Origin of the sequence: Pedobacter alpinus (assembly GCF_042684645.1) — a bacterium.
GTDB lineage: Bacteria > Bacteroidota > Bacteroidia > Sphingobacteriales > Sphingobacteriaceae > Pseudopedobacter > Pseudopedobacter alpinus.
Map to the genome: position 1 here is coordinate 276288 of NZ_JBHULV010000008.1, position 25576 is coordinate 301863.

20 protein-coding genes are annotated in these 25576 nt (G+C 33.5%); 19 read left to right on the plus strand and 1 reads right to left on the minus strand.

What is annotated here, in order from left to right; genetic code table 11:
* Nucleotides 1-154 precede the first annotated feature (154 nt).
* From ACFSSE_RS02320 to ACFSSE_RS02330, 3 genes are all read left to right on the plus strand, one after another.
* Nucleotides 155-1135, plus strand: coding sequence for a hypothetical protein (locus tag ACFSSE_RS02320; RefSeq protein WP_379040711.1), 981 nt, complete (start codon nucleotides 155-157; stop codon nucleotides 1133-1135).
* A gap of 285 nt (nucleotides 1136-1420) precedes the next feature.
* Nucleotides 1421-6016, plus strand: a complete 4596-nt coding sequence (locus ACFSSE_RS02325) for a beta strand repeat-containing protein (protein WP_379040709.1) — start codon at nucleotides 1421-1423, stop codon at nucleotides 6014-6016.
* A 165-nt stretch (nucleotides 6017-6181) separates the two neighbouring features.
* Nucleotides 6182-6463, plus strand: a complete 282-nt coding sequence (locus ACFSSE_RS02330) for a T9SS type A sorting domain-containing protein (RefSeq protein ID WP_379100689.1) — start codon at nucleotides 6182-6184, stop codon at nucleotides 6461-6463.
* 196 nt (nucleotides 6464-6659) lie between these two features.
* On the opposite strand, the gene aat is transcribed toward ACFSSE_RS02330, so the two are convergent.
* On the minus strand, nucleotides 6660-7289 hold the full coding sequence (gene aat, locus ACFSSE_RS02335; RefSeq protein WP_379040707.1) for a leucyl/phenylalanyl-tRNA--protein transferase: 630 nt from the start codon (nucleotides 7287-7289) through the stop codon (nucleotides 6660-6662).
* A gap of 328 nt (nucleotides 7290-7617) precedes the next feature.
* On the opposite strand from aat, the gene argH reads away from it, so the two are divergent.
* The 16 genes from argH (at nucleotide 7618) to ACFSSE_RS02415 (ending at nucleotide 25565) form a co-directional block, all read left to right on the plus strand.
* The gene (gene argH / locus ACFSSE_RS02340) at nucleotides 7618-8949 is read left to right on the plus strand and encodes an argininosuccinate lyase (protein WP_379040705.1); all 1332 of its coding nucleotides are present in this window, start codon (nucleotides 7618-7620) and stop codon (nucleotides 8947-8949) included.
* Between the two features lie 280 nt (nucleotides 8950-9229).
* Nucleotides 9230-10570, plus strand: a complete 1341-nt coding sequence (locus tag ACFSSE_RS02345; protein ID WP_379040704.1) for a cytochrome c3 family protein — start codon at nucleotides 9230-9232, stop codon at nucleotides 10568-10570.
* Nucleotides 10571-10608: 38 nt separating this feature from the next.
* Nucleotides 10609-13626 (plus strand): TAT-variant-translocated molybdopterin oxidoreductase, encoded by a 3018-nt coding sequence (locus ACFSSE_RS02350; protein ID WP_379040703.1) that lies wholly within the window; start codon nucleotides 10609-10611, stop codon nucleotides 13624-13626.
* A 22-nt stretch (nucleotides 13627-13648) separates the two neighbouring features.
* Nucleotides 13649-15121: an NrfD/PsrC family molybdoenzyme membrane anchor subunit gene (gene nrfD, locus ACFSSE_RS02355; RefSeq protein ID WP_379040701.1), complete on the plus strand. Its 1473-nt coding sequence runs from the start codon at nucleotides 13649-13651 to the stop codon at nucleotides 15119-15121.
* 2 nt (nucleotides 15122-15123) lie between these two features.
* Nucleotides 15124-15657, plus strand: coding sequence for a DUF3341 domain-containing protein (locus ACFSSE_RS02360; protein ID WP_379040700.1), 534 nt, complete (start codon nucleotides 15124-15126; stop codon nucleotides 15655-15657).
* Nucleotides 15650-16231, plus strand: coding sequence for a c-type cytochrome (locus tag ACFSSE_RS02365; protein WP_379040699.1), 582 nt, complete (start codon nucleotides 15650-15652; stop codon nucleotides 16229-16231). The genes ACFSSE_RS02360 and ACFSSE_RS02365 overlap by 8 nt, the downstream gene beginning before the upstream one ends.
* Nucleotides 16232-16247: 16 nt before the next feature.
* Nucleotides 16248-17465, plus strand: a complete 1218-nt coding sequence (locus ACFSSE_RS02370) for a quinol:cytochrome C oxidoreductase (RefSeq protein WP_379040698.1) — start codon at nucleotides 16248-16250, stop codon at nucleotides 17463-17465.
* 23 nt (nucleotides 17466-17488) lie between these two features.
* Nucleotides 17489-18682, plus strand: a complete 1194-nt coding sequence (locus tag ACFSSE_RS02375) for a cytochrome c oxidase subunit II (RefSeq protein ID WP_379040697.1) — start codon at nucleotides 17489-17491, stop codon at nucleotides 18680-18682.
* A gap of 21 nt (nucleotides 18683-18703) precedes the next feature.
* Nucleotides 18704-20596, plus strand: coding sequence for a cytochrome c oxidase subunit I (locus ACFSSE_RS02380; protein ID WP_379040695.1), 1893 nt, complete (start codon nucleotides 18704-18706; stop codon nucleotides 20594-20596).
* Between the two features lie 74 nt (nucleotides 20597-20670).
* Nucleotides 20671-21732 (plus strand): COX15/CtaA family protein, encoded by a 1062-nt coding sequence (locus tag ACFSSE_RS02385; protein ID WP_379040694.1) that lies wholly within the window; start codon nucleotides 20671-20673, stop codon nucleotides 21730-21732.
* Nucleotides 21732-22589, plus strand: coding sequence for a heme o synthase (gene cyoE / locus ACFSSE_RS02390; protein ID WP_379040692.1), 858 nt, complete (start codon nucleotides 21732-21734; stop codon nucleotides 22587-22589). Before ACFSSE_RS02385 ends, cyoE begins: the two co-directional genes overlap by 1 nt.
* A 2-nt stretch (nucleotides 22590-22591) precedes the next feature.
* The gene (locus ACFSSE_RS02395; protein ID WP_379040691.1) at nucleotides 22592-23170 is read left to right on the plus strand and encodes a cytochrome c oxidase subunit 3; all 579 of its coding nucleotides are present in this window, start codon (nucleotides 22592-22594) and stop codon (nucleotides 23168-23170) included.
* Nucleotides 23171-23203: 33 nt separating this feature from the next.
* The gene (locus tag ACFSSE_RS02400; protein ID WP_379040689.1) at nucleotides 23204-23902 is read left to right on the plus strand and encodes a cytochrome c oxidase subunit 3; all 699 of its coding nucleotides are present in this window, start codon (nucleotides 23204-23206) and stop codon (nucleotides 23900-23902) included.
* A gap of 18 nt (nucleotides 23903-23920) precedes the next feature.
* Nucleotides 23921-24259: a cytochrome C oxidase subunit IV family protein gene (locus tag ACFSSE_RS02405; protein WP_379040688.1), complete on the plus strand. Its 339-nt coding sequence runs from the start codon at nucleotides 23921-23923 to the stop codon at nucleotides 24257-24259.
* Nucleotides 24259-24960, plus strand: a complete 702-nt coding sequence (locus ACFSSE_RS02410) for an SCO family protein (protein ID WP_379040686.1) — start codon at nucleotides 24259-24261, stop codon at nucleotides 24958-24960. Before ACFSSE_RS02405 ends, ACFSSE_RS02410 begins: the two co-directional genes overlap by 1 nt.
* 32 nt (nucleotides 24961-24992) lie before the next feature.
* Nucleotides 24993-25565 (plus strand): DUF420 domain-containing protein, encoded by a 573-nt coding sequence (locus tag ACFSSE_RS02415; protein WP_379040685.1) that lies wholly within the window; start codon nucleotides 24993-24995, stop codon nucleotides 25563-25565.
* The last annotated feature ends 11 nt before the right edge of the window (nucleotides 25566-25576 follow it).

The following is a 25576-nucleotide window of genomic DNA, read 5'->3' on the forward strand; positions in this document are numbered from 1 at the left end:
TAGTGCTAGTCAATTTGTATAAATGAAAATAAGCTTAACTTATTTTTAAATTATTGGCAACAGCTCATCCTACATTATAAAAAAATACGCATTTAATCGTATGGTTTAAGTTTCATTTATGGTGCAATTTTACCACCGTTAAAAATAACTCTTTATGAAAAAAACTATATTTTATTTGGCTATTGCCAGCATTTCATTTTTAGCATGTTCTAAAAGTGACGATTCAAATCCCACATCTGCTTCCGCAGAAAGTAACACCGTATTTTACACCGATACGTTTAATATTTACAGTACTGATTTAAAAGGAGGAAACAGAAAATTAGTAACTTCAGAAGGACCAAATACAAACAATAATTATATTTACGCTACTGCTTATGTACCTACTGCCGACCGGTTAGTTTATATCTATACAGAAAAATACGACAAACCTTTCTTTTTAAAAACTTGTAAATTAGATGGTAGCGATAAAAAAACAATTAAAACCTTTCCTGCTTTTACTCGAGTTGGCTTAGTAAAAGCAACCAGCGATGGTCAAATTTTCTATACCTTACCCGGAAATCCATTTCCAAACCAAACACCTTCCAAAACTTTTTCTATAAAAGCAGATGGTACGGGTGAAACCGAAATTACCCAACAAGTTTACAATAGCATATCAGATCCAGATTTAATTAGTGCTGATGGTAAAGGGATTTTAAGTACTTCGGGCTATTTTTTTAAACTTGTTAACGGAACTTTTGATGAAGCCAATAGCTTTAACATTCTGCTAAACGAAGAGAAAGATCAAACCAAAATTAAAGAATTAATGATTTCTGCTGACGCATCAAAAGTAGCATTTATGCAAAAAACAGCAGTTGCTGGGCAGTACGAAATAAGAATAAAAGACTTAATAAAAAATGCTCCTGTTTCGAAGGTAATATACACTGTAAACCTTCCATCAGATTCATTTGATTTTTCATTAGAAATGTGCTTTGTAAATGGTTCAAAAAACATTCTAATAAAATATGGCAAATTTACCAGTCCACAAGGTTCGTCAAATGATTTTACCAATTGCGAACTTATTGATGCTGCAACGGGCAACGTTACGCAAACTTGGAAATTTATGGGCGATGATATTGGAAGTGTTGTTACTAATTAGTTTGGTTAAACTAGTAATAAATTACTATTGCAAATAAATTTTTAAATAATATTATCACTAAAAGGATTGCTAATTGGTAATCCTTTTTTATTTCGAAAAGGTTGATATTTAATTATATAGTCTTGTCTCATTTTAAGTCTATTTTCCGAATCTTTCTATTCGCTCAGTATAGGGAAAAAAGTTAAAGAATATTTCAAATAGGTTTTTTAAAAAATACGCAGTTCTTCGTATGGTTTAAGCCTTTCTAAAATTCCAATTTTAACCCATCAATCAAAAGATCAAATCATGAAAAAATTACTACTCTTTTTATTTCTTTTAATTACCACAATAACCAAGGCACAAATTGGCGGTGGTTTTGATTTTGCAATGAATTTTGGTGGCGGAGGCTCTGGTGTACAGGCTTTAAAAATAGACAATCAAAATAACACCTATTTTGTGGCAACAATTATTGGTAAGGCCGTTTTTGCTGGGCAACAGCTAGATGGAGGTGCATTTGGAATTTACCCATTAGTTAAAACAATTGTAGGTAAAATATCATCAACGGGAACTCAAACTTTAATTAGAGATTTTGGGCAAAGTGGATTATTAAAAGGTGAATTTACCCGAGATGGCGATTTTTATGGTCTCTTTACAGGTAACGCATTAACTCCAGTAGGTTTTGGTAATGGTGTTTTATTAAATAATTGGGGGCTTTATCTAATAAAATTTAATAATACTGGTGCTGCTCAATTTATTAAAAAAGTATTTATTGGTAATACCGATATTCAATTTGGTAACTCTGGTATAGCATCGCCAAATATTCACGGTATAAATATCACGCCAGATGGTAATATTTATGTAGGGATGACATCTGCAAATATTGATAATGGCGCACCAAATGCAACTTTTAAGTATCCAGCTAGAATTGCAAAATTTAACGCCAACGGTGACGAAGTATGGCACAACGATTTATATTCTGCTAACTGGGGAAATCTTTCTATGCCAAGCCAATTTGTGAGTAATGATGGTAAGGTAAGTTTTGGTATTTACACAAATAGCAGTCAATGGTATTTTAATGGGCAAAGCATAGCATCAGAAATGTCTAATTATGTAAATTCTGCTTATTCTATTGTAATTTCTTTAAATGCAGACGGTACTAAAAACTTTACACTTTCAGATGTAATAAACCCTACACTTTTACAGGGTGTTAATCCAATCTCTGGAGATTTATATGTAAATTATACTAACGGGAATGTTTCTACCTTTGCTGGTAGACCACCTTATACCACCTTACCAAACTTATATCCAAATTCTGTTGCTGGTACAAATTATTATCTTTTTGTAGGATTGTTAACTTTTAATTCGTCAGGCACATTAACAAACTATAAACTAAATAAAGATTTTTCAGAAACTACTTATGTAACTACTCAAAATGGGATTGTAGGCGTAACCAACGGCCAGGCTAATAGTATTATTGATAAAGGCGGTGATTATATTTTTAGTAGTGCCACTCCTTATAGCGTTGTTTCTTATTATGATCAAAGCTTTAATTTTTTAAAAGCTTTAAAAGCTCCTCCTATAGATATTTACGATGCTCTAGGAGATAATATTGTTATTTCTGGTGATTTTAAAACCAATTTAACAATTGGGTCAACTACTTTAATTCCAAGTTTTAATGATACTGATTTTACGACTCGTTTCCCTGCTTGGGCATCAATAAAGGCTGATATGTTCATCTCTAAAGCTAATGGAAATAATGTTGTAGCTCCAGCAACTGTAAATTGGTTAGGAGTTGATAATAACTGGAATAATACAGGCAATTGGAGTAATGGAACTGTTCCCGATGCATCAACTATTGTGAGATTTAATGCTACAACTGCACAAATGCCAAGTATAGCAACAGCTCCAACAGCTTTAAAAGTGACTATTGATGCAGGAGTTACAGCTTCTTTACCAACAGCATTAGTGATTAAAAATAAATTAATTATCAATGGAACTTTACAAGTTAACCATACAGGCACATTAAATTTTACAAATTACTCTGCTACTGCCATAGAAGGAATTGGCACTATTGCTTTTAACGGAACTGGAACATCAAGCGTGAATGCATTTAGTTTGATAGGCTTTAAAGATTTAAGCTTATCAACAAATGAAAATATCACCTTAACAGGAATTTTTAAGAATATCACTTTTACTGGTACCAATGCAATTATCAATGCCTCAGGGGGATTAGAAATTACCAATCCTGATGTAAATGCAATTAGTGGTTATAGCGCTACAAATTATATTGCGGGTAAAATTACCAGAGCAGTAAATTCAACTGGAGTTTATGTTTTTCCAAATGCCCAGTTTGGTTATTTAAAATCTGAGCCAACCACTTTAACGCTCAACAATTTAACAGGAACTACAAAAATTACAGTAACAAATGATAATGGTGCAGGCGCTCCTAATGTAAATTTTGCAACAGGAACTACCACTACTGTTTTAGGAGATTACTATTGGAGAATTACACCAAACATTGCCCCAACAGCAGGAACTTATGATGTTAGTTTTTCAAAATCTGCTTTTACAAATGGTGTAACTGATGCAGATAGATATGTTGTTTTAAAAAGAATTGCAACTGGCAATCCTTATACTTTTGAGGGTGTAAAAACAGCATCAACCCAAACTGGCGGTACAACAAGCGGACAAACGGTAAGCAATGCAACAGTAACAGCAGGCTTAACTGGTTTAGGTAAATTTTCTGATTTTGTAATCGGGATAAATTCTACAGCAGTTGTAACCAGTACAGCTGTAACAGCCTCAAGCTGGACAGGTAATACCAATACAGAATGGAATAATGCAGGCAACTGGAGCAATGGCATTCCAAATGCCACTATTGATGCGGTTATCCCGTCGGGTTTAACTAATTATCCAACCATTTACACAGTAGGTAATAATGCTCGTTCTTTAACTATAAATTCAGGAATTACAGGCTTAAAACTTCATTCAGAATTAATTTTAACAAACGGGTTAATAAACAATAGTAATATAGAAATTGCAAAATTAGTTGGTTTCAATACTCAATTTTCAGGTTATGGAGGGGGTATCAGCGGAAGCGGAAAAATAAGATTTGAAACTACTGGTGGAATTTTAACAGTTATTGCGGGCGTGTTAAATAATGATGTTGATTTTAATATCGGAAACACAAACTCTATCAATATTTTAGGTAAAATTGGTGGTAATATTAACATTATCTCAGGTTTAGTAAATGCTTGGAGCACAGGTGGAAATTATTTAGAGCAAACCAATGCGGATGCTACTACACAAATTACTGCTCCCATTAATGCTATTGCGGCAGAGAGATTTTCAAAAGCTGTAAATACAACTGGAACATATCTTTTCCCTTTGGGCGATTTTCAGTATCATAGAAATGGAGTAAGGAAATTGGGAGAAATTACCATTACCAATAACAATATTGGCGCAGCTGCCGTCTATAATTTAAAATTTGAGTCATATTTTACAGCACCTGTTTCCTTTATTAGCGGAGCAGATGTTTACAATTCATTTATCAACTCTGGGCAATGGTTTATAGAACCTAGTGTTTTTTCTACAACAGGAACAATTGATTTGACATTAAAAACATCAAATTACACCAATGGCAGAGTAAGTACTGCTGATTATGTTTTATTAAGAAGAGCGTCAACAGCCACCAACACAACAGACGCTTGGGTAATTGTAAGTGGTGCAAATATCACAGAAACTGCAGGAGTAATTACAGTTACTGCATCAGGATTAGCTCCTTTCTCTACCAATACATTGTTCTGTATTGGCTTAAAAGCGAGTACAACCACATGGACAGGCACTACCAGTACAAATTGGAATACTGCATCTAATTGGAGCAATGGCGTACCAAGTGCAACAGTAAAAGCTGTAATCGCTAACGCTAGTCAATACCCTACAACTAACATCCCAACAAGTGGTAGCGCAGCTGCTGCCATTGAAATTGCTTCTGGTTCTTCTTTAACATTGCCGTCAAGTTTTTATACACCAAATGGCATTATCAACAACGGTACAATAAACATCAGCGGAAGCGGAACATTTTATGGTTTTGGTAGTGGTACAAGCTTTAGCACATTATCTGGCACTGGAAAATTAGTTTTTGGGAACAGTGCACCTGCAATATTTGATTCTTATTATATGAATAATACTACCCAAGTAGTTAATAATGCAATTGAGATTAATAAAACAGGAGGAATTTCGCTAATCAGGACTACTAATGTAACCGGAAATGTAACCTTAACAAATGGAACGATAACTGTCCCAAACGGACAATCATTTAACATGACCAATCCAAATGCTACTATTACTTCAACTGCAACAAGTTATGTTATTGGAGATTTAAAAAGAAGCATCAATTCTTCTGGGTCTTATAATTTTCCGGTAGGTATTTCAACGGTTTATGCACCAACAACAATTAATTTTAATAGCGTAACTGGAGCGCAAAATATTACCGCTTCATTTTCTAATACAGCAGTAAGTGGCAATCCAAGTTTAACTATAGGAAATGCGGCAGTGAATAATGTATTAGCTGCAGGAACATGGAAAATTACACCCAACACATCATTAACAGGCGGCAGTTATGATATTAGTCTTTCTGCTCCAATTGGTTCTTCAACAGCTTCCAACTTTTTAGTGTTAAAGCGCCAGGATAATTATTCTTTTTACCCATGGACTAATCAAGGAACAAATCAACCTTCTACAGTTAATGCAGGAATTGTAACCGCATCTGCTACAGGAATTACCAGTTTCTCTCAATTTGGTATTGGCGAAGGCATAACAACTTTACCTGTTAAATTGGTTAAGTTTTTGGCTATAGCCGATGCTAAATCTGCCAACTTGTATTGGGAAACAGCTACATAATTAAATAATGATAAATTTATTATCGAAAGAAGTGATGATACTGGAATTTTTACAGCCATAGGCGAAGTAAAAGGAAATGGTAATTCATCGAAATTATTGGCTTATAATTTTAAAGATTATGCTCCGCTAAAAGGCAATAACTATTTTCGTTTAAAACAAGTTGATTTGAATGGAAAATTTGAATACAGCGAAGTTAAAGTTGTGAATTTCAATTTAGGAGATGTTGAATTAAGCGTTTATCCTAATCCAGTAACAGATGTTATAAACTTTAGCGAAGCAGTAAAATCTGTAGAAATTTATAACCTACAAGGTGCTTTGGTTTTGAAAAATGAAACAAAAGCACCTTCAATAAATGTCCCATTACAAATTAAAACTGGTGTTTACATTTTAAAAGCAACCTTGCCTAATGGTTCGTTTATCTCAACACAGATCATTATCAGTAAATAAAAAATCTTTTGATTGATACGAGTCGTGAGTGTAATGCTCACGGCTTTTTTTTTAGAAAAGGTAATTACTGCGTTCTAACTTCTGCTAATTTTGCCCTTCGTTAAATTTTTATGCTTAAATAAAATTAAAAATCCTACGCTATTACTGTGCAAACCTCGGTTTCATTTGTGGTGAAAAACATTGTAAACAATAGCTTTCATTTTCTCAAAACCTCCAAAAATGCACTTCTATCTATTAATACAGCACCCATACTTTCCAAGTGGGAAGTATGAATTTGGCAATCTATCAAACTAATTTTTGCATTTTCACAAAGCCAAATTAGGGCAACCTTAGAAGCATTACTTTTCTTTGCAAACATAGATTCTCCACAAAAAACGCCATTCATTAAAACACCATAAAGTCCGCCAACTAATTCATCATCATCCCAAACTTCAATAGAATGAGCAAAGCCTTTTTTATGTAAGTTTACATAAGAATCAATCATTAAATTATTTATCCATGTGCCATTTTGGCCATCTCTAAAAGTATTCGCACAATTAAGTATCACATCTTTAAATACGGTGTTATAGGTTATTTTATAAATGCCAGATTTTATAACCTTGCGCATACTTTTGCTAATTTTTATTTCTTTTGGATAAAGCACAAAACGTTGTGGGGGGCAATACCATAAAATAGGATCGTCTTCATTAAACCAAGGAAATATCCCATTTTCATAAGCTAACAATAACCTATTCAAAGATAAGTCTCCTCCAATGGCTAATAATCCATCATCTTCAGATAGCTCTGGATTTGGGAAAATTAATTCATCAGTAAGTTGAAAAACCATAACAATATTTATCGTTTTACAAAAATGCTAAATAGTTTTTAAGAAAATTTTAAAATAAATTAAACCTTTTATTGTGTCTATAGTCAGAGTTTTCATAAATAGTAGATATACTTTTATTCTGAGTATTGGTTAATCAGATTTAGTTTTTGGTTTAAAAAAGTCACCTTGCCAAGGTGGCTTTTTTTTTATGCAATCTTTCCTTCATACTATCCATCCACAACTGTATTTAATATAAAATCAATAAATAAATTAAGCAACATTCATAAAAAACTATATTTGCTGGCAAATCAATAAAAGCACAAATAGTACAGCATAAGTATAAATCAATATGAAACTTTGGCAAAAAGAAATTTCTACAAATAAACAAGTAGATACATTCACTGTTGGGCAAGACAGAGAAATGGATTTGTTTTTAGCATCTTTTGATGTTTTAGGGTCTTTGGCTCATACGCAAATGTTAGAAAGCATAGGGTTGTTAAGTGCCCATGATTTGGCGTTAATACAAAAGGAACTAAAAAATATTTATCATCAAATTGAGGCAGGCAATTTTAAAATTGAGGATGGGGTAGAAGATGTACACTCACAAGTAGAAATGCTTTTGACTCAAAAATTAGGTGAAGCAGGAAAAAAAATTCACAGTGGCCGGTCTCGTAACGATCAGGTTTTGGTTGATTTAAAACTGTTTTTTAGAAACCAAATTCAAGAAATTGTATATTCTGTTGACGAGTTATTTATCATACTTACCCAGCTGGCCGAAATACATAAAAATAAATTAATGCCAGGCTATACACACTTGCAAATTGCAATGCCTTCATCATTTGGTTTATGGTTTGGTGCTTATGCCGAAAGTTTAATTGATGATTTAGAATTAATGCTTGCCGCATATAAAATTTGCAACAAAAACCCTTTAGGCTCTGCTGCCGGGTATGGTTCTTCTTTTCCTTTAAACCGTACCATGACTACAAATTTATTGGGTTTTGAAAGTTTAAATTATAATGTAGTTTATGCCCAAATGGGGCGTGGAAAAACAGAGCGTATATTGTCACAAGCCATGTCCTCAATTGCGGCTACTTTAAATAAAATGGCTATGGATGCTTGCTTGTTTATGAATCAGAATTTCGGGTTTATTTCTTTCCCTGATGAATTGACAACTGGAAGTAGTATTATGCCACACAAAAAAAATCCAGATGTTTGGGAGTTAATAAGAGGGCGCACTAATCAGCTTCAAGCTTTGCCAAACCAAATAATGCTATTAACCACTAATTTGCCGTCGGGTTATCATCGCGATATGCAATTGCAAAAAGAAACTCTTTTTCCTGCTTTTCAAAGTTTAATGGCATGTTTAGATATGTCTAAATTAATGCTCAAAAACATTAAAATTAAAGACAACATTTTAGATGATTCTAAATATCAATATCTGTTTTCTGTAGAAGAAGTTAATAATTTAGTTTTAGCAGGCACCCCTTTTAGAGAAGCCTATAAAAAAGTAGGTATGGATATAGAAGCAGGAAATTTTAGTGGAAAATATGAAATAAATCATACCCATGAAGGAAGTATTGGCAATTTAAACTTAAATGAGGTTAAAGCGATGATGAAAAAAGTAATAGAAAATTTTGATTTTGCAACAGTTGATACTGCGCTTAAGAATTTGATTGCATAGTTTTATGTAAATAAAAATTGGTTTCAAAATTATCTATATATTTTAACAACAGTATTTTACATGTTTTAATCATAGGAAACAATTAGAATAAGCTCTAAGAGTATTTAGGGGCAATAATCTTTAATAATTTAGAATAATTCTAAATTGATAAAATCAGTCATGAAATTGTCAGCCACAAGCTAATTAATTATACTTTTGTGGTTCAAAAATGTAGCGTTATTCAATTTAACAACACATTTTATTAATCTTAACATTTTAATTTTTGTATAACAAACTCAATATGAGAAACTTCTCATCTCATTTTAGAAAATTATTAAAGCCTTTAGCTTTGGCAACTGTCATTGCAGTAAGTGCTATTAGTGTAACTTTTGGGCAAGATGCGCCTGCAGATTCTTCCGCAACCGCTACCCCGGCTTCTACTGTTGCTGGTGATGCCGCCGCTGGTGAAGCTTTATTTAAGGCCAATTGTACTTCGTGTCATGCTTTAAACAAAAGAGTTTTAGGTCCTGCTTTGGCTGGTGTAAATCAAAAATACACCAACGAATGGCTAAAAAAATGGATTAAAAATTCCTCTGCTTTAATTGCTAGTGGCGATAAACAAGCTGTTGCTGTTTATGAAGAATACAATAAGGCGGTAATGACATCATTTCCTCAACTTTCTGATGGAGACATAGATAATATGTTGGCATACATACAAGTTGAAGGGGATAAAAAACCAGAAGTTGCTGCTGGAGCTGTTGCAGGTGGTGCTGCAGCTGCCGACACAGGTATCAGTGATTTTATGCTTATCGGCTTAGTTGCTGTTGTATTAATTGCTTTCTTAGTAATTCTTGTTTTAAATAAAGTAATTGGAACTTTAGAGCGTTTATTGCTTAAAAAAGGTGATTCAATTATATTGTTAGAAGAGGAAGAAGCGGTAGAAGAAAAAACAGATAAATATGCAACAGTTAAAAAGCTGGCAAAAAACAAAAAGTTTGTAGCTTTTGTAGTTTTAGCGCTTTTAATCACTTTAAGCACATTTGGTTTTATGGACTTATGGAATACTGGTATTCAAACAGGTTACCAGCCAGTTCAGCCAATTAAATTCTCTCACCAGTTACACGCAGGTGCTAACCAAATTGAGTGCCAGTACTGTCACTCAGGTGCATGGAAATCTAAGAATGCAACAATACCATCATTAAATGTTTGTATGAACTGTCATAAATACGTACAGGCAACAGAGAACTATGGTGGTGAAATTTCTCCAGAAATTCAGAAAATATACACCGCTTTAGATTATAATCCAGAAACTCAAAAATATGGTCAAAATACTCGTCCAATTGAGTGGGTTAGAATTCACAACCTTCCAGATTTGGCTTATTTCAACCACTCTCAACACGTAAAAGTTGCCGGTATAGAATGTCAAAAATGTCACGGAGAAATTCAAGAAATGGCCGAAGTTTATCAATACGCTCCATTAACAATGAAATGGTGTATCAATTGTCATAAAGAAACTGAAGTTAATTCTAAAGGAAATGCTTATTATGATAAAGTAATAGCCGCTCATGAGCAAATCAAAAATGGAGAAAAAGTGACAGCCGCTGTGTTGGGTGGATTAGAGTGTGGTAAATGTCATTATTAATAATTAGCAATAAACAATTACAGTCTTATATAGCTTAAATGGAAAGCACAAAGAAATATTGGAAAGGTTTAGAAGAGGTAAAAAACACTTCTGAATTCGTTGAGAAAAACAAAAACGAGTTTGCTGAGCCAATTCCTGTAGAAGAACTATTAGAAGGTACTGGACTAAATTCTGTTACTCCCCGCAGAGACTTTTTAAAAGCCATGGGCTTTGGATTAGGAGCGGTAAGTTTAGCAGCTTGTAATGTAGCGCCAGTTCAAAAATCTATTCCTTATTTAATTAAGCCAGAAGAGGTAACTCCAGGTATTCCAAATTATTACACTTCTAGTTATAAAGGAGGAAGTATTTTGGTTAAAACCAGAGAAGGACGTCCAATTAAAATTGAAGGAAATCCTGCTTGTTTAATAAATAAAGGTGGATTAAATGCGCAAGCTCAAGCAGCAGTCTTAGATTTATATGATGTTTCAAAACTTAAAGGACCTTTGTTTAAAGGTGCAGAGTATTCTTGGGATGACATAGATAATCACGTTAAACAAGAATTAGCAAAAGTACAAGCATCTGGTAAAACTATTGCTTTAGTAACATCAACAATCAATAGTCCTTCAACAAAGGCTGTTATTGCTGATTTTTCTGCTCAATATACTACTACAAAACAAGTAACAGTTGATGCAGTATCATATTCTGGTATAATTAAAGCAAACGAAGCAAGTTTTGGTAAAGCAGTTTTGCCTCAATACCGTTTTGATAAAGCAAATGTAATTGTAAGTTTTGCAGCAGATTTCTTAGGTTCATGGATATCTCCGGTACAATTTACAAAGCAATATGTAAGCAACCGTAACATGGCATCTCTTGATCAAAAGAAAATGTCAAGACATATTCAATTTGAAAGCGGATTGAGTATGACGGGTACTAACGCCGATTCTAGAATTGCGATTAAACTTTCTGAAGAAGGTGCCGCAATTTTAAGTTTGTACGCAGCTTTAACAGGTGCGGCAGTTAATGGTGCTTCTTTAAGTAATAACAAGCCAGCAGATGCTGCAATAAAATTAGCTGCAAAAGAATTATTAGCTGCTAAAGGTGCTGCCTTAGTTGTTTCTGGCTCTAATAATGTTGCAATTCAAAATGTAGTAAATGCAATTAATAGTTTCTTAGGTAGCTATGGAACTACAATTGATTTAGATAATCCATCTTACCAGTTTGCTGGTAAAGACGAAGATTTCTCAATGTTATTGGCAGATATGAATGCTAATAGAGTTGGTGCAGTTATCTTTTTAGGTGCAAACCCTGCTTACAGTCATCCCTTAACTAAAGAATTTACCGAAGCCATTAAAAAAGTTTCATTAACTATTTCTTTTGCGGACAGGGTAGATGAAACAGGTTCATTATGTCAAGTAATAGCACCTAATCATAGTTTCTTAGAATCTTGGGGAGATGAAAACGCAGTTGAAGGTCATTACACTATAGTTCAACCAACCATCAATCCAATTTATAATACTCGCCAAGCAGAGGTTAGTTTATTAGTTTGGGCTAATAATCCAACTCAAGATTATTATACTTACGTGAAAGCAAACTGGGAAAAATCAGTCTTAGCTTTAGCAGGTAAAAAATGGAATGATATTTTACAAAGCGGTTTTGTTTCTCTAGCTCCTAAAGTGGGGGGGGCTTACACCTCTTCTGCAGCTATTGATGCAGATGCAATATTGAAATTAGGAAAGTCTTTAGATAAAGATATACAATTACATGTTTACCAGTCTGTAGCTATAGGCTCAGGTGAGCAAGCGAATAATCCATTATTACAAGAAACTCCAGATCCAGTATCAAAAGTTACTTGGGATAATTATGCTGCCCTAAATCCTAAATATGCAGAATCATTAGGTATCAATCAATTTGATATTGTAACTATAAAATCTGATAAACACAGTATTGATTTACCAGTTTTACACCAACCAGGTCAAGCACACGGAACTGTTTCTGTAGCTGTTGGTTACGGAAGAACTAAAGCAGGTAAAGTTGCCGATGGTGTTGGACAAAATGCTTATCCTTTCATCACTTACAACAATGGTGTTGCTAATTATGCAAACACAGTTACAATTACAAAAACTGGTGGTTTTGAGGAGTTAGCTCAAACACAAACTCACCATTCTTTTGAAGGTAGAAATATTATCCGCGAAGCTAGTTTTGCTGATTATAAAAAAGACCCTACTCATGGCAGTGGAAACCACGGTGCAAAACATGAGAAGTATGATCTTTGGAGTAAATACGATCAACCAGGCCATAATTGGGTAATGGCAATTGATTTGAATGCTTGTACTGGTTGTGGTGCTTGTATTGTTGCTTGTAACGCAGAAAACAATGTTCCTGTTGTCGGTAAAGATGAAGTTCGTAGAAGAAGAGAAATGCACTGGATGCGTATCGATAGATACTACACTTTTAACGAAGAAGGAAAGCAAATTACTGAGGAAAAAGAGATAGACCATATTGAAGGTCGTATGGAAAACATTTCTGTTGTACATCAACCAATGATGTGTCAGCATTGTGAACATGCTCCTTGCGAAACTGTTTGCCCAGTTTTGGCAACAGTACACTCTACAGAAGGTTTAAACCACATGGCTTACAACCGTTGTGTAGGTACAAGATATTGTGCTAACAACTGTCCTTACAAAGTGCGTCGTTTTAACTGGTTTAACTACTGGAATGATTCACGTTTTGATAACTATCTAAATAATGAGTTTACACAATTAGTTTTAAATCCAGATGTTACTACACGTTCTCGTGGTGTAATGGAAAAATGCTCTATGTGTATCCAACGAATTCAAGCTAGTAAATTAGAAGCTAAAATTGAAAAAAGAGCAATGGTTGATGGAGACGTTAAGGTTGCATGTCAGCAAACTTGTCCTGCTAATGCGATTGTATTTGGAGACGCAAATGATCCAAATTCTGAAGTTTCTAAGGCACTTAAAAACGAAAGAACTTACTACGTACTAGAAGAATTAAACGTACAACCTGGAGTAGGTTACATGACAAAAATTACTAACACAGGATTACAAGAAGCTTAATATTTAAAAATATATATTAGATATGTCATCACATAACGAATCAATATTAAGAGAACCTCTAATAACCGGTAAGAATATTACCTATGCAAGAATTACCGAAGAGGTATTATGGCCGGTTGAAAACAAGCCCAACAAAGCTTGGTGGATAGGTTTTATAGTTGCATTAGCAGGAGCATTATTATGGTTAGTGGCCGTAAGTTATACATTCTGGAATGGAATTGGAACTTGGGGATTAAACAAGACCGTTGGTTGGGCTTGGGATATCACTGGTTTCGTATGGTGGGTGGGTATTGGTCACGCGGGTACTTTAATTTCTGCGGTATTATTACTTTTCCGTCAAAACTGGCGTAACTCTATTAACCGTTCTGCAGAGGCGATGACTATTTTCGCCGTTATTTGTGCTGCTACTTACGTAGTTTCTCACATGGGGCGTCCTTGGTTAGCATATTGGCCATTACCACTTCCAAATCAGTTTGGATCGCTTTGGGTTAACTTTAACTCTCCATTGGTATGGGATGTTTTTGCAATCTCAACTTACTTCTCTGTATCGTTAGTTTTTTGGTATGTGGGTTTATTACCAGATATCGCTACAATTAGAGATAGAGCAACAGGTTTAAGAAGAAGAATTTATTCTACTTTGTCTTTCGGTTGGAATGGTTCTGTAAAAACATGGCAAAGATTTGAGATTGTATCTCTTGTTTTAGCAGGTGTTTCAACGCCATTAGTACTTTCTGTACACACCATTGTATCTATGGATTTTGCAACTTCTGTAATTCCAGGATGGCACACTACAATTTTTCCTCCTTATTTCGTAGCGGGTGCAATTTTCTCTGGTTTTGCAATGGTACAAACCTTATTATTGATAACAAGAAAAGTTTTAGGTTTAGAAAACTACATTACCATGTTCCATATAGAATCAATGAATAAAATCATTGTATTAACTGGATCTATTGTGGGCGTAGCTTACTTAACAGAATTATTTATTGCTTGGTACTCTGGTGCAGAATATGAGCAATATGCTTTCTTAAACAGAGTTTCTGGTCCTTACGCTTGGGCTTATTGGATAATGATGACGTGTAACGTTATTACGCCTCAACTATTCTGGTTTAAAAAAATCAGAACAAGCATTGCAATTTCTTGGATACTATCAATCATTGTGAATATCGGGATGTGGTTTGAGCGTTTTGTAATTATAGTAACCTCTCTACATCGCGATTATCTACCATCAAGTTGGGCAATGTTTTATCCTACATGGGTTGATATAGCAATTTTCATAGGCTCTATTGGTGTATTCTTTACATTATTTTTATTATTTATTAGGGTATTACCTTCTGTGGCAATGGCAGAGGTTAGATTATTAGTGAAATCTGCTTCAGAACAAGCGAAGAAAAAATTAATGGATGAGGGTAAAATTAAACCAGAAGAGGCAGCGTATTACATTGAGTCTTTAGAGAAGTACGATAGTGTTGAACAAGCAGATTACGTAAAAAATTAACAATGAGCAATATCAAATATATTTTAGGCCTATTTGAAGATCCTGATGATATGATGCATGGGATTGATAAGCTACAAGAGAATAAAATCAGTATTTACGATGTTTATACTCCTATGCCTATCCACGGAATAGAAAATAAATTAGGTGTTAAAAGAAGTAGATTACCAATTGTAGCTTTCATTTGTGGCTCAATAGGTGGCTTAACTGCATTTAGCATGATTTATTATATGATGGTTACTGACTGGCCAATGAATATTGGTGGTAAACCAAATTTTGCTTTACCGGATTATATTCCAATTACTTTTGAGTGGACAGTACTTTTTTGTGCATTTGGAATGGTTGCAGCTTTCTTTTTTAGAAATCATTTATTTCCAGGAAGAGCACCAAGAGTAATGGAGTTTAGAGCAACTGCTGATAGATTTGTTATTGCAATAGACGCTAAAGCGGGAGACAATGCAAAAATTGATAGTTTATTAAAAGAAGCTGGCGCAATAGAAGTTAAGCACAACGATAGAAAATATCTTAGTTATGAATAAGAAATATATTTTTGGATTAGCATTTTTAGCAATATCAATTACTGCTATATTAAGCTCATGCCATGATAAAAGAAGTAGAGGTTTAGAGTTTTCTCCAAATATGTATTATCCTTTGGCGTACAACCCTGATCAAAAGAATAAGAACTTTGCTGATGGTATAACGGCACAAGTTCCGCCAGTAGGTACAACACCTGTAGGATATACAAGATTTGATGATTTTCCTAACACTCCAGAGGGTTATGCAGCTTCAGATGCAATGGTAAATCCTTTAACAGTTAACAAACAAAATTTAGCTGAAGGACAACAGCTTTATATTGCAATGTGTGGTCCTTGTCATGGTAAATTAGGTATGGGAAATGGTCATATTGTAGAGATAGGTAAATATCCTGCTCCTCCGTCATACTCTACTGGTGTATCATCTAGAGGAGGCGCTATGAAAGATTTATCTGATGGTAAAATTAACCATACCATTCAATATGGTTTAAATTTAATGGGTTCATACGCCTCTCAACTTTCGCCAGAAGAAAGATGGCAGGTTGTAATGTATGTTCGCGAATTACAAAAAGCACAATAATTGATTATATAAAAATATGGGAGCTCATCAATCATATAATTTTTCAGAGCAGTTTACTTTTAGTGGTAAAGCTAAAACACTAAGCATTGTAGCTATAGTGCTTGGAATTGCTGCAATTGCTTTCGGTTTTCTTACAGGACACGCCGAACGTACATTCCTTAACTTATTATTAATGAGTTATTATTTTACTTGTATCTGCGCAGCGGGTCTTTTCTTTTGCGCCGTTCAGTTTGTTGCTCAAGCTGGTTGGTCTGCTGGTTTATTAAGAGTACCACAAGCATTTGCAAGAGTACTACCATTTGCTAGTTTAATTTTAATTATCGTAGTTAGTTTAGGTTTGTTTTCTCACAACTTGTATCACCACTGGGCTGGAGAAGGTTTAACTGATCCAACTAGTGAAAATTATGATTACCTAATTGCTGGAAAAGCAGCATACTTAAATGTTCCTTTTTTCATCACTAGATTGGTTATATTTTTAGGTACTTATAGCATTTTCGCTATCATTATTACTAAACTATCAACCAATGAAGATTTAGCAGGTGGTTTAGAGAGTTACAAAAAGAGTATAAAATATTCAACAATATTTTTAGTAATATTTGGTTTTACTACCCCAATATGGGCTTTTGACACCATCATGTCTTTAGAGGCACATTGGTTTTCTACCATGTTTGGTTGGTATAACTTTGCAGCAATGTGGGTTTCTGGTGTAGCAGCAATCGTTATCACGGTTATCTTGTTAAAAAGGTCTGGTTATATGGGTTGGATTAATGAAAACCATATTCATGATTTAGGGAAATTTGTTTTTGCATTCTCTATTTTTTGGACTTATGTATGGTTTTCTCAATTTTTATTAATTTACTATGCAAACATTCCTGAAGAAACTGTGTATTTCTATAAGAGATGGGAGCCACACTTCTTGCCTTGGTTTTGGTTAAATTTGGCAATAAACTTTTTGTCTCCATTATTAATATTAATGTCAAGAGATGCTAAACGAAAAACTAATGTAATGTTAGGGGTTTGTATATTATTAATTTGCGGTCACTGGTTAGATTATTACATGATGATTATGCCAGGTACTATTGGTGAGGAGTCTGGTTTTGGTGTAATTGAGTTAGGTGTTGCAATCGGTTTTATTGGGTTATTTGCTTTTTCAATGTTAACCTCCTTAAGCAAAGCTCCATTGGCACCAAAAAATCACCCTTTCATGGATGAAAGTTTACATCACCAAATTTAATTTTGTAAGTTCAATAGATAAAAATGGATATAAAGAGATATTTTAATTTAAAGACATTATTGTCACTTGCTGCTATTATAGCCTTGTCCTTTAGTCAAGTAATGGCTCAAGATGTTGCTAAAGTTACAGAAGACGTAACAAAAAATGAAGGCTTAGGTAAAACTGTAAGCTATTATTTACTGTTGTTTTTACTTGTTTGCATTTTTGTTGGGATAGTTGGAAAAATATTACAGGTTTATGAATTAACACGTAATATTCAAGGAAAAAAAGACGGAATACGTTGGGACAGAATTAATGGAATATTGTTTCTTGTTCTTTTAGTAGCTGGTTTATACGGTACTTATTGGTCTTATACAGTTCAAGGTGCAATGATTTTACCCGAAGCAGCTTCGGTACACGGACTAGAAATAGACTCCATGTTTAATATCACATTAATCATTACCACAGTTGTATTTATAATAACACATATTTTATTGTTTGCTTTTGGATATTTATACAATAGCAGCAAAAAAAAGAAGGCTTATTTTTATCCTCATAATAATACGTTAGAGAAATACTGGACAATTACTCCAGCTATTGTTTTAACAGTTTTGGTTTTAATGGGTTTCTTTACTTGGAGAGGTATTACAAATGTGCCATTGAATCAGGCTAAAGACGCATTACAGATTGACGTTACAGCTCATCAATTTGCTTGGGATGTTAGATATGGTGGTAAAGACAATGTAAATGGCAAGAAAAATTATAAATTAATTGGAAGTTTAAATGGTTTAAATAATCTAGGTTTAGATTTGTCAGATCCTAAAAACTTTGATGATTTAAAGGTTACTGAAATTGTATTACCTGTAAACAAATCAGTTAGATTTACGTTGAGTTCTCAAGATGTTTTGCATAGTTTTTACATGCCTCATTTTAGAGTTCAGATGAACTGTGTTCCTGGAATGGCAACTTATTTTCAATTTACACCAAACGTTACAACTGCAGAAATGCGTGATAAAACTAACGACCCTAAATTTGAGTACCAATTATACTGTGCTAAAATTTGTGGAGGTTCTCATTATAACATGAAATTTGCTGTTAGAGTTGTATCCGAAAGAGAGTACGCTGAGTGGTTGAAAGAACAGAAACCAATTGTTACAGATGATATGAAAAAAGAATATCAGTTAGCTATGGAAAGTAATGTAACTGAATCAAAAACAAAAATTGCATTAAATAACTAAGATTAAACACAGAAGGAGATTATGTCAACAGTTGCAATTCATAACACAGCAATAAACCATGATGACCATGCACACGAGCATCATCATGAAACATTCTTAACTAAATATGTTTTTAGTCAAGATCATAAAATGATTGCAAAGCAATTTCTTATCACTGGTATAGTGATGGGTGTTGTTGCTATGCTATTATCAATTTTATTCAGGATTCAATTAGCTTATCCTGATGAGAGTTTTCCATTATTAGAAATATTATTAGGTAAGTTTGCGCCAGAAGGTCGTTTAGATCCGAACTTTTATCTTTCTTTGGTTACTATCCATGGTACAATCATGGTGTTTTTTGTATTAACAGCTGGTTTAAGTGGTACTTTTTCTAATTTATTAATACCACTACAATTAGGAGCCAGAGATATGGCGTCTCCATTCATGAATATGCTTTCATACTGGTTTTTCCTTGTTGCAAGTGTAATCATGTTATCTACTTTTTTTATAGAATCAGGTCCTGCAGGGGCTGGATGGACAATTTATCCACCTCTATCAGCATTACCTAAGTCTATGCCAGGTTCTGGTCTAGGGATGACATTGTGGTTAGTATCTATGGTTCTTTTCGTTGCATCGCAATTAATGGGTGGTATCAACTATGTTTCTACTGTATTAAATATGCGTACCAAAGGTATGGACTTATGGAAAATGCCTTTAACTATCTGGTCATTCTTTTTAACTGCTATTGTAGGTATTCTATCATTCCCTGTATTAGTTGCAGCTGTAGTTTTGTTAATCTTTGACAGAAGTTTTGGTACTTCTTTCTATTTATCAGATATTTTTATTGGCGGTCAAGCTATTCCTAATGAAGGTGGTAGTCCTATATTATTCCAACATTTATTTTGGTTTTTAGGTCACCCAGAGGTTTACATTGTATTAATGCCTGCTTTAGGTCTTACCTCAGAAGTTATTGCTACAAATTCACGTAAACCAATTTTTGGTTACCATGCAATGGTGTACTCTTTAATAGGTATAACAGTATTATCTTTTATTGTTTGGGGTCACCACATGTTTGTTACCGGTATGAATCCTTTCTTAGGTGGGGTTTTCATGATAACGACATTAATTATTGCGGTACCTTCTGCTGTTAAAACATTCAACTATTTAGCAACATTATGGAGAGGTAACATCAGATTTACACCTGCAATGCTTTTTGGTATAGGTTTGGTTTCTTTCTTTATTTCTGGTGGTTTAACTGGATTATTTTTAGGGAATGCTGCTTTAGATATCAACTTACATGATACCTATTTTGTTGTAGCTCACTTTCACTTAGTAATGGGTTCTGCTGCAATATTTGGTATGTTAGCAGGTATTTACCACTGGTTCCCTAAAATGTTTGGAAGAATGATGAATGCTAAATTAGGTTATCTACACTTTTGGTTAACTTTTATCTCAGCTTATCTGGTATTCTTCCCAATGCACTTTATGGGTTTAGACGGTGTGCCACGTAGATATTATGCCTTCACAGAGTTTGAGTCAATGAGCGAATGGCTATCAGTAAATAAATTTATTACATGGTCAGCAATTTTGGGTGCAGTAGCTCAAGTAGCTTTCTTGTACAACTTCTTTTATTCTATTTTCTTTGGTCAAAAAGCAACTCAAAACCCATGGGAATCTACAACTTTAGAGTGGACTACACCAGTTGAAAGAATACATGGTAACTGGCCAGGTGAAATTCCAACTGTTTACCGTTGGCCTTATGATTATAGCAAGCCAGGTCATGAAACAGATTTCATTATGCAAACAACTCCACTTTCTCAAACCATGAGTTCTAATATGCCACATGACTTTGATGGAAACGAGGAGGCAGAGAAAATCCAAGAAAAATGGAATCTTGAGCACAATCCTGTAAATAAAAATGAGGAAGTAAAATAATATTTTCTTAACAAAGATATAATTGGGGTATCCTGTAATTTAATTACTGATACCCCAATTTTTATAAAATCGCAATGCACTCAAAAGCTGAAAAACGTTTTTTATTAGCTAATCTAACCACTTTAATTTCTCTTTTCCTGCTCATACTTGCAGGCGGAGTAGTTAGAAGTTCAGGTTCTGGTATGGGTTGCCCAGATTGGCCTAAATGTTTTGATCAGTATATTCCTCCAACAGATATTACTCAACTTCCTCTTGATTATAAAGAGAAGTATGTTGAGCAAAGAATAGCAAAGAATGAACGTTTTGCTAAATTATTGGATAAGGCGGGCTATACTGATTTAGCTGTAAAAGTGAGGCATGATGAGACCATTGGTATTCCTGAGGAATTTAATGCTGCTAAAACTTATATAGAATACATTAACAGATTAATTGGAGCTTTAACAGGGTTGTTTTTATTAGCATGCTTCTTTTATTCCATATCACTGTTAAAAACTAAACCAATTGTTTTCTGGCTAAGTTTTTTAAATCTATTTTTAGTGGTATTTCAAGCTTGGTTAGGTTCTATCGTTGTATCAACAAACTTGTTAGCATGGGTAATAACTGTACACATGTTAGTTGCTATATTAATTTTAGGTGTTGCCTTGTACACTTATTTTGCTGTAAAAACACATGTTTTTAACTTAAAAATCAGCTTAAAACAGTTATGGTTGTTAAGAATCGTTTCTCTATTAGTTATCATCGTTTCGGTAATACAAATTACTGTAGGTACAGAGGTAAGAGAGGGTATTGATGCTGTTAAAATTACTTTCCCAGAATTAGAGCGTAGTTTATGGTTAACAGAAACTGGAAGGATATTTACACAGCATAAAGATTTGGTTTGGTTGTATTTAGGGCTTAGTTTAGTTTTTTTTACATTAATCAAAAGGACAAGAATTACAGGTTTATTGCAAAACCTGTCTTTAATAATGATATTATTGTTTTTAGCACAAGTTTTTACAGGATTAGTTCTTACATATTTTGCACTAGCACCATGGGCACAAGCAGCACACGTACTGTTAGCAACTATTTTATTTTCGGTACAACTTTATTTACTTTTTATTGTTTTTAGTAAAAAGGAAAATTTAATTAAATTATAGTGGGGCAGTTTTTTAAAGATTTTAAAAATTTAATTAAATTAAGACTTACTTTTTTGGTTGTTTTTTCCGCTTCAATTTGTTTTCTAATTGCAGAAGAGAGTCAGGCAGGCATTAATTGGATAAGTTGGTTAAAATTAGTTATCGGAGGTTTCTTAGTTACTTCAGCAGCTAATGGATTTAATGAAATTATTGAAAAAGACCTTGATAAGTTGATGAAGAGAACTTGTGACAGGCCATTGCCTTCTGGCAGGATGACTAACGGCCAAGCACTTGTTTTGAGTTTGGTAATGGGCATATCCGGTACTTATTTATTAGGAAGCTTAAATATACTAACAGGACTTTTATCCGTATTTTCAATTTTTCTTTATGCATTTATTTATACTCCATTAAAAAGAAAATCTCCTATTGCTGTTTTTGTTGGAGCATTTCCTGGAGCTTTACCTCCATTAATTGGTTACGTAGCTGCACATGGTAAAATCGATACCATAGCCTTAGTTTTATTTGGAATACAGTTTGTTTGGCAGTTTCCACATTTTTGGGCCATTGCTTGGGTATTAGATGATGATTACAAGAAAGCAGGATTTAGGCTATTACCCACCACACATAGAGATAAAACAAGTGCTGTTATTACTTGGGCTTCCACTTTAGTATTAATTCCTGTAAGTTTATTACCCACCTATTTTGGTTTTGGGGGAGATTTAATAGCAATAGTATCGTTAATAATTGGAATCATTTTCTCTTATCAAGCATTTGTACTTATGCAAAAGTTAGATATTAAATCAGCTCAAAGGCTAATGTTTGGTAGTTTTATATATTTGCCAGTAGTACAACTGGTGTTATTGTTTAATTTAAAATAGATATGATGGCAGTTAATAAAGATTTGGACAGACATAACCTGCAACCTAAAAAGTTTATTCTATGGCTTTTTATTGTGTCTTCTATTATATTTTTTGCAGGTCTTACCAGTGGTTTTATTGTATATTCTGGTGATGGTTTAAGGAAAAGTTTAAATGTGCCTTTGCCTAAAGTATTTTTATATAGTACAGTAGTAATTGTAATTAGTAGTATTACCATGCACTTGGCTTTTTTAAAAGCTAAGCAATTAAAATTTGGTTTACAAAGATTATGGCTATGGGTAACTTTTGTTTTGGGTGTAGTTTTTATTAGTTTACAAGTTTACGGTTGGACAGTTTGGACTGATTTGGGAGTGTTTTTTGTTAATTCTAACGCTACAATTAGTTTTGTTTACGCTTTTACACTATTTCATATAGTGCATATACTTGCTGGGTTAATTATGCTAATAACCGCATTAATAAGTAGTTACAGTAAAGTTCCGAATGTTACAAGTACTTTTAGAATAGAAATTTCGTCTATTTTTTGGCATTTTGTAGATATTCTATGGATATATTTATACCTTTTCTTACTTTTGAACCAGTAAAATTTTACTCAGAAATTACAACTTTATTATTTGATGGATACAACAGCAAAATTAGACGAAGTTAAAACCACTCCCTGGAGCGGAGGCAGATCACCATTCTCTGTGGAATATGGTAAACTGATGATGTGGTTTTTTCTTTTATCAGATGCATTTACATTTTCTGCATTTCTGATTTATTACGGATCACAGAGGTTTAGTAAAATGACATGGCCAGATCCTGACATTGTCTTTCAATCTATTCCAGGTATTACAGACCATGGCGCTCCTTTAGTTTTCGTAGGAATCATGACTTTTATATTAATTATGAGTTCTGTTACGATGGTTTTAGCCGTAGAAGCAGGACATCGTAACTCAAAAAAAGAAGTTATATGGTGGATGGTTGCAACTATTATTGGCGGTTTCATGTTTTTGGGTTGCCAAGCTTTAGAATGGTCTCATTTACACCATGAAGGTTTTTGGTGGGGAACAATACCAGGACCAGAAGCTGTTAGTGCACTTGGTGCCGATAACATTAGTGCGCAACAATTTGCAAACCTATTTTTTACAATAACTGGTTTCCATGGTTTTCACGTTTTTTCAGGTGTTATCATTAATATTATTATTTTAATAATGACGATGCTTGGTGTGTTTGAAAGAAGAGGACACTACCTAATGATTGAGAAAGTTGGTCTTTACTGGCACTTTGTAGATTTAGTTTGGGTATTCGTGTTTACCTTCTTTTATTTAGTATAATTTTAAAATTTAATTAAGATGTCAGCAGATCATACAAATGTAGAACATGCAGAAGAGCATGCGTCAATGTCTAAAGGTAAAATTTGGAAAGTGTTTTTCTATTTGTTAGGTATAACCGTTGTTGAGTTTATAATAGCTTTAGCAGTTCCTGAAACAATGATGTCTTTAGGAGTTAGAAATTTTCTTTACATCGCTTTAACTTTAGTGAAGGCATATTATATAGTTGCATTTTTTATGCACTTGAAATTTGAAAAATATGCTTTAATTGTAGGGCTTCTTGTATCCTTTATTTTTATTGCGTATTTCATTGTATTAATGTTAGTAGAGGGAAATTTCTTGAACCTTCACATGAACTAATGAGTAGGAACAAATTTCCTTTAAAAAAAATATTAATCCTGGTAACCATCTTAGCGGTTCCAGGATTTTTGTATTATTTACTACAAGCAAAAGGTAAAAATAGGTACAAACCATTACCCATTTTAGGGCCTAAGATTGTTGCCGGAACTTTTCATACAAAAAGAGGCGAGAAAATTCCAGACACAATATATCACGCTATAAATTACCCGGTTTTGTTTGATAGCAATGGTGACTCAGTGCTACTAGCTAAAAATACGCAACAATTAATTATTGTTAATTTTTTTTATAGCCGTAATAAGGAAGTTTTACCATTAGTGAATGAGCAACTAAGTGCTTTACAAGAAGAGTATAAGGACAATAAGCGTATTAAATTTGTATCTATTAGTATAGATCCTGATTTTGATAAGCCTAACCTTCTTAAATCTTTTGAAACTGAAATTGGGGCTAAATTTAATAAATGGAATTTGCTAACTGCTGATACCAGCGTAACTTACCGTTTAGCCAGAAATCAATTTTTTGTAAATGCGGTTCAAATTGATAAAAACAATTTTATTTTTAGCGACAAACTCATTTTATTAGACGCTGATAATAGAATTAGAGGATATTATACTGGAACTTCTAGGGATGAAGGAAAAAGATTGAGTGATGAAATTAAAGTCTTGATTACCGAAGAATTAAGAAAAATTAAGGTAGAAGGTTAAAACAAAAATACCTTCATATAAGTTTATAAAAGATGAGTGATAAATTAATTTTTAGATTGATTACAGGGATATCTATTTTTGTCTTAGTTGTGGTAGTAATACTAAATAGAAAACTTATACCTGTAACTATACCTACTCCAAGTTTTGTGTATTTTTTACCAACACTTAATGCAATAATTAATGGTACTTGTACTGTGTTGTTATTGATATCATTATATTTTATTAAGCAAAAAAATATTGAAGCACACAAAAGAACCAATATTTTAACATTTATTTTATCGTCTCTTTTCTTAGTGTCATATATTATTTTTCATTATTTCGCTCCTGAAACTAAATACGGAGATTTAAACAATGATGGCATATTAAATGCAGAAGAAGTAAGTTCAGCAGGCAATTTAAGGTATGTTTACTACGTTATTTTGGTGAGTCATATTATTTTAGCAGCTGGTGTATTACCTTTAATATTATTGAGCTTTTACAAAGGCTTGCAAATGCAGGTAGAAAAGCACCGTAAACTGGTAAGGTGGAGTTATCCTATATGGCTTTATGTTACTTCTACAGGCGTAATTGTTTATTTAATGGTTTCCCCATATTACAATTTTTAAATTTTAAGCAC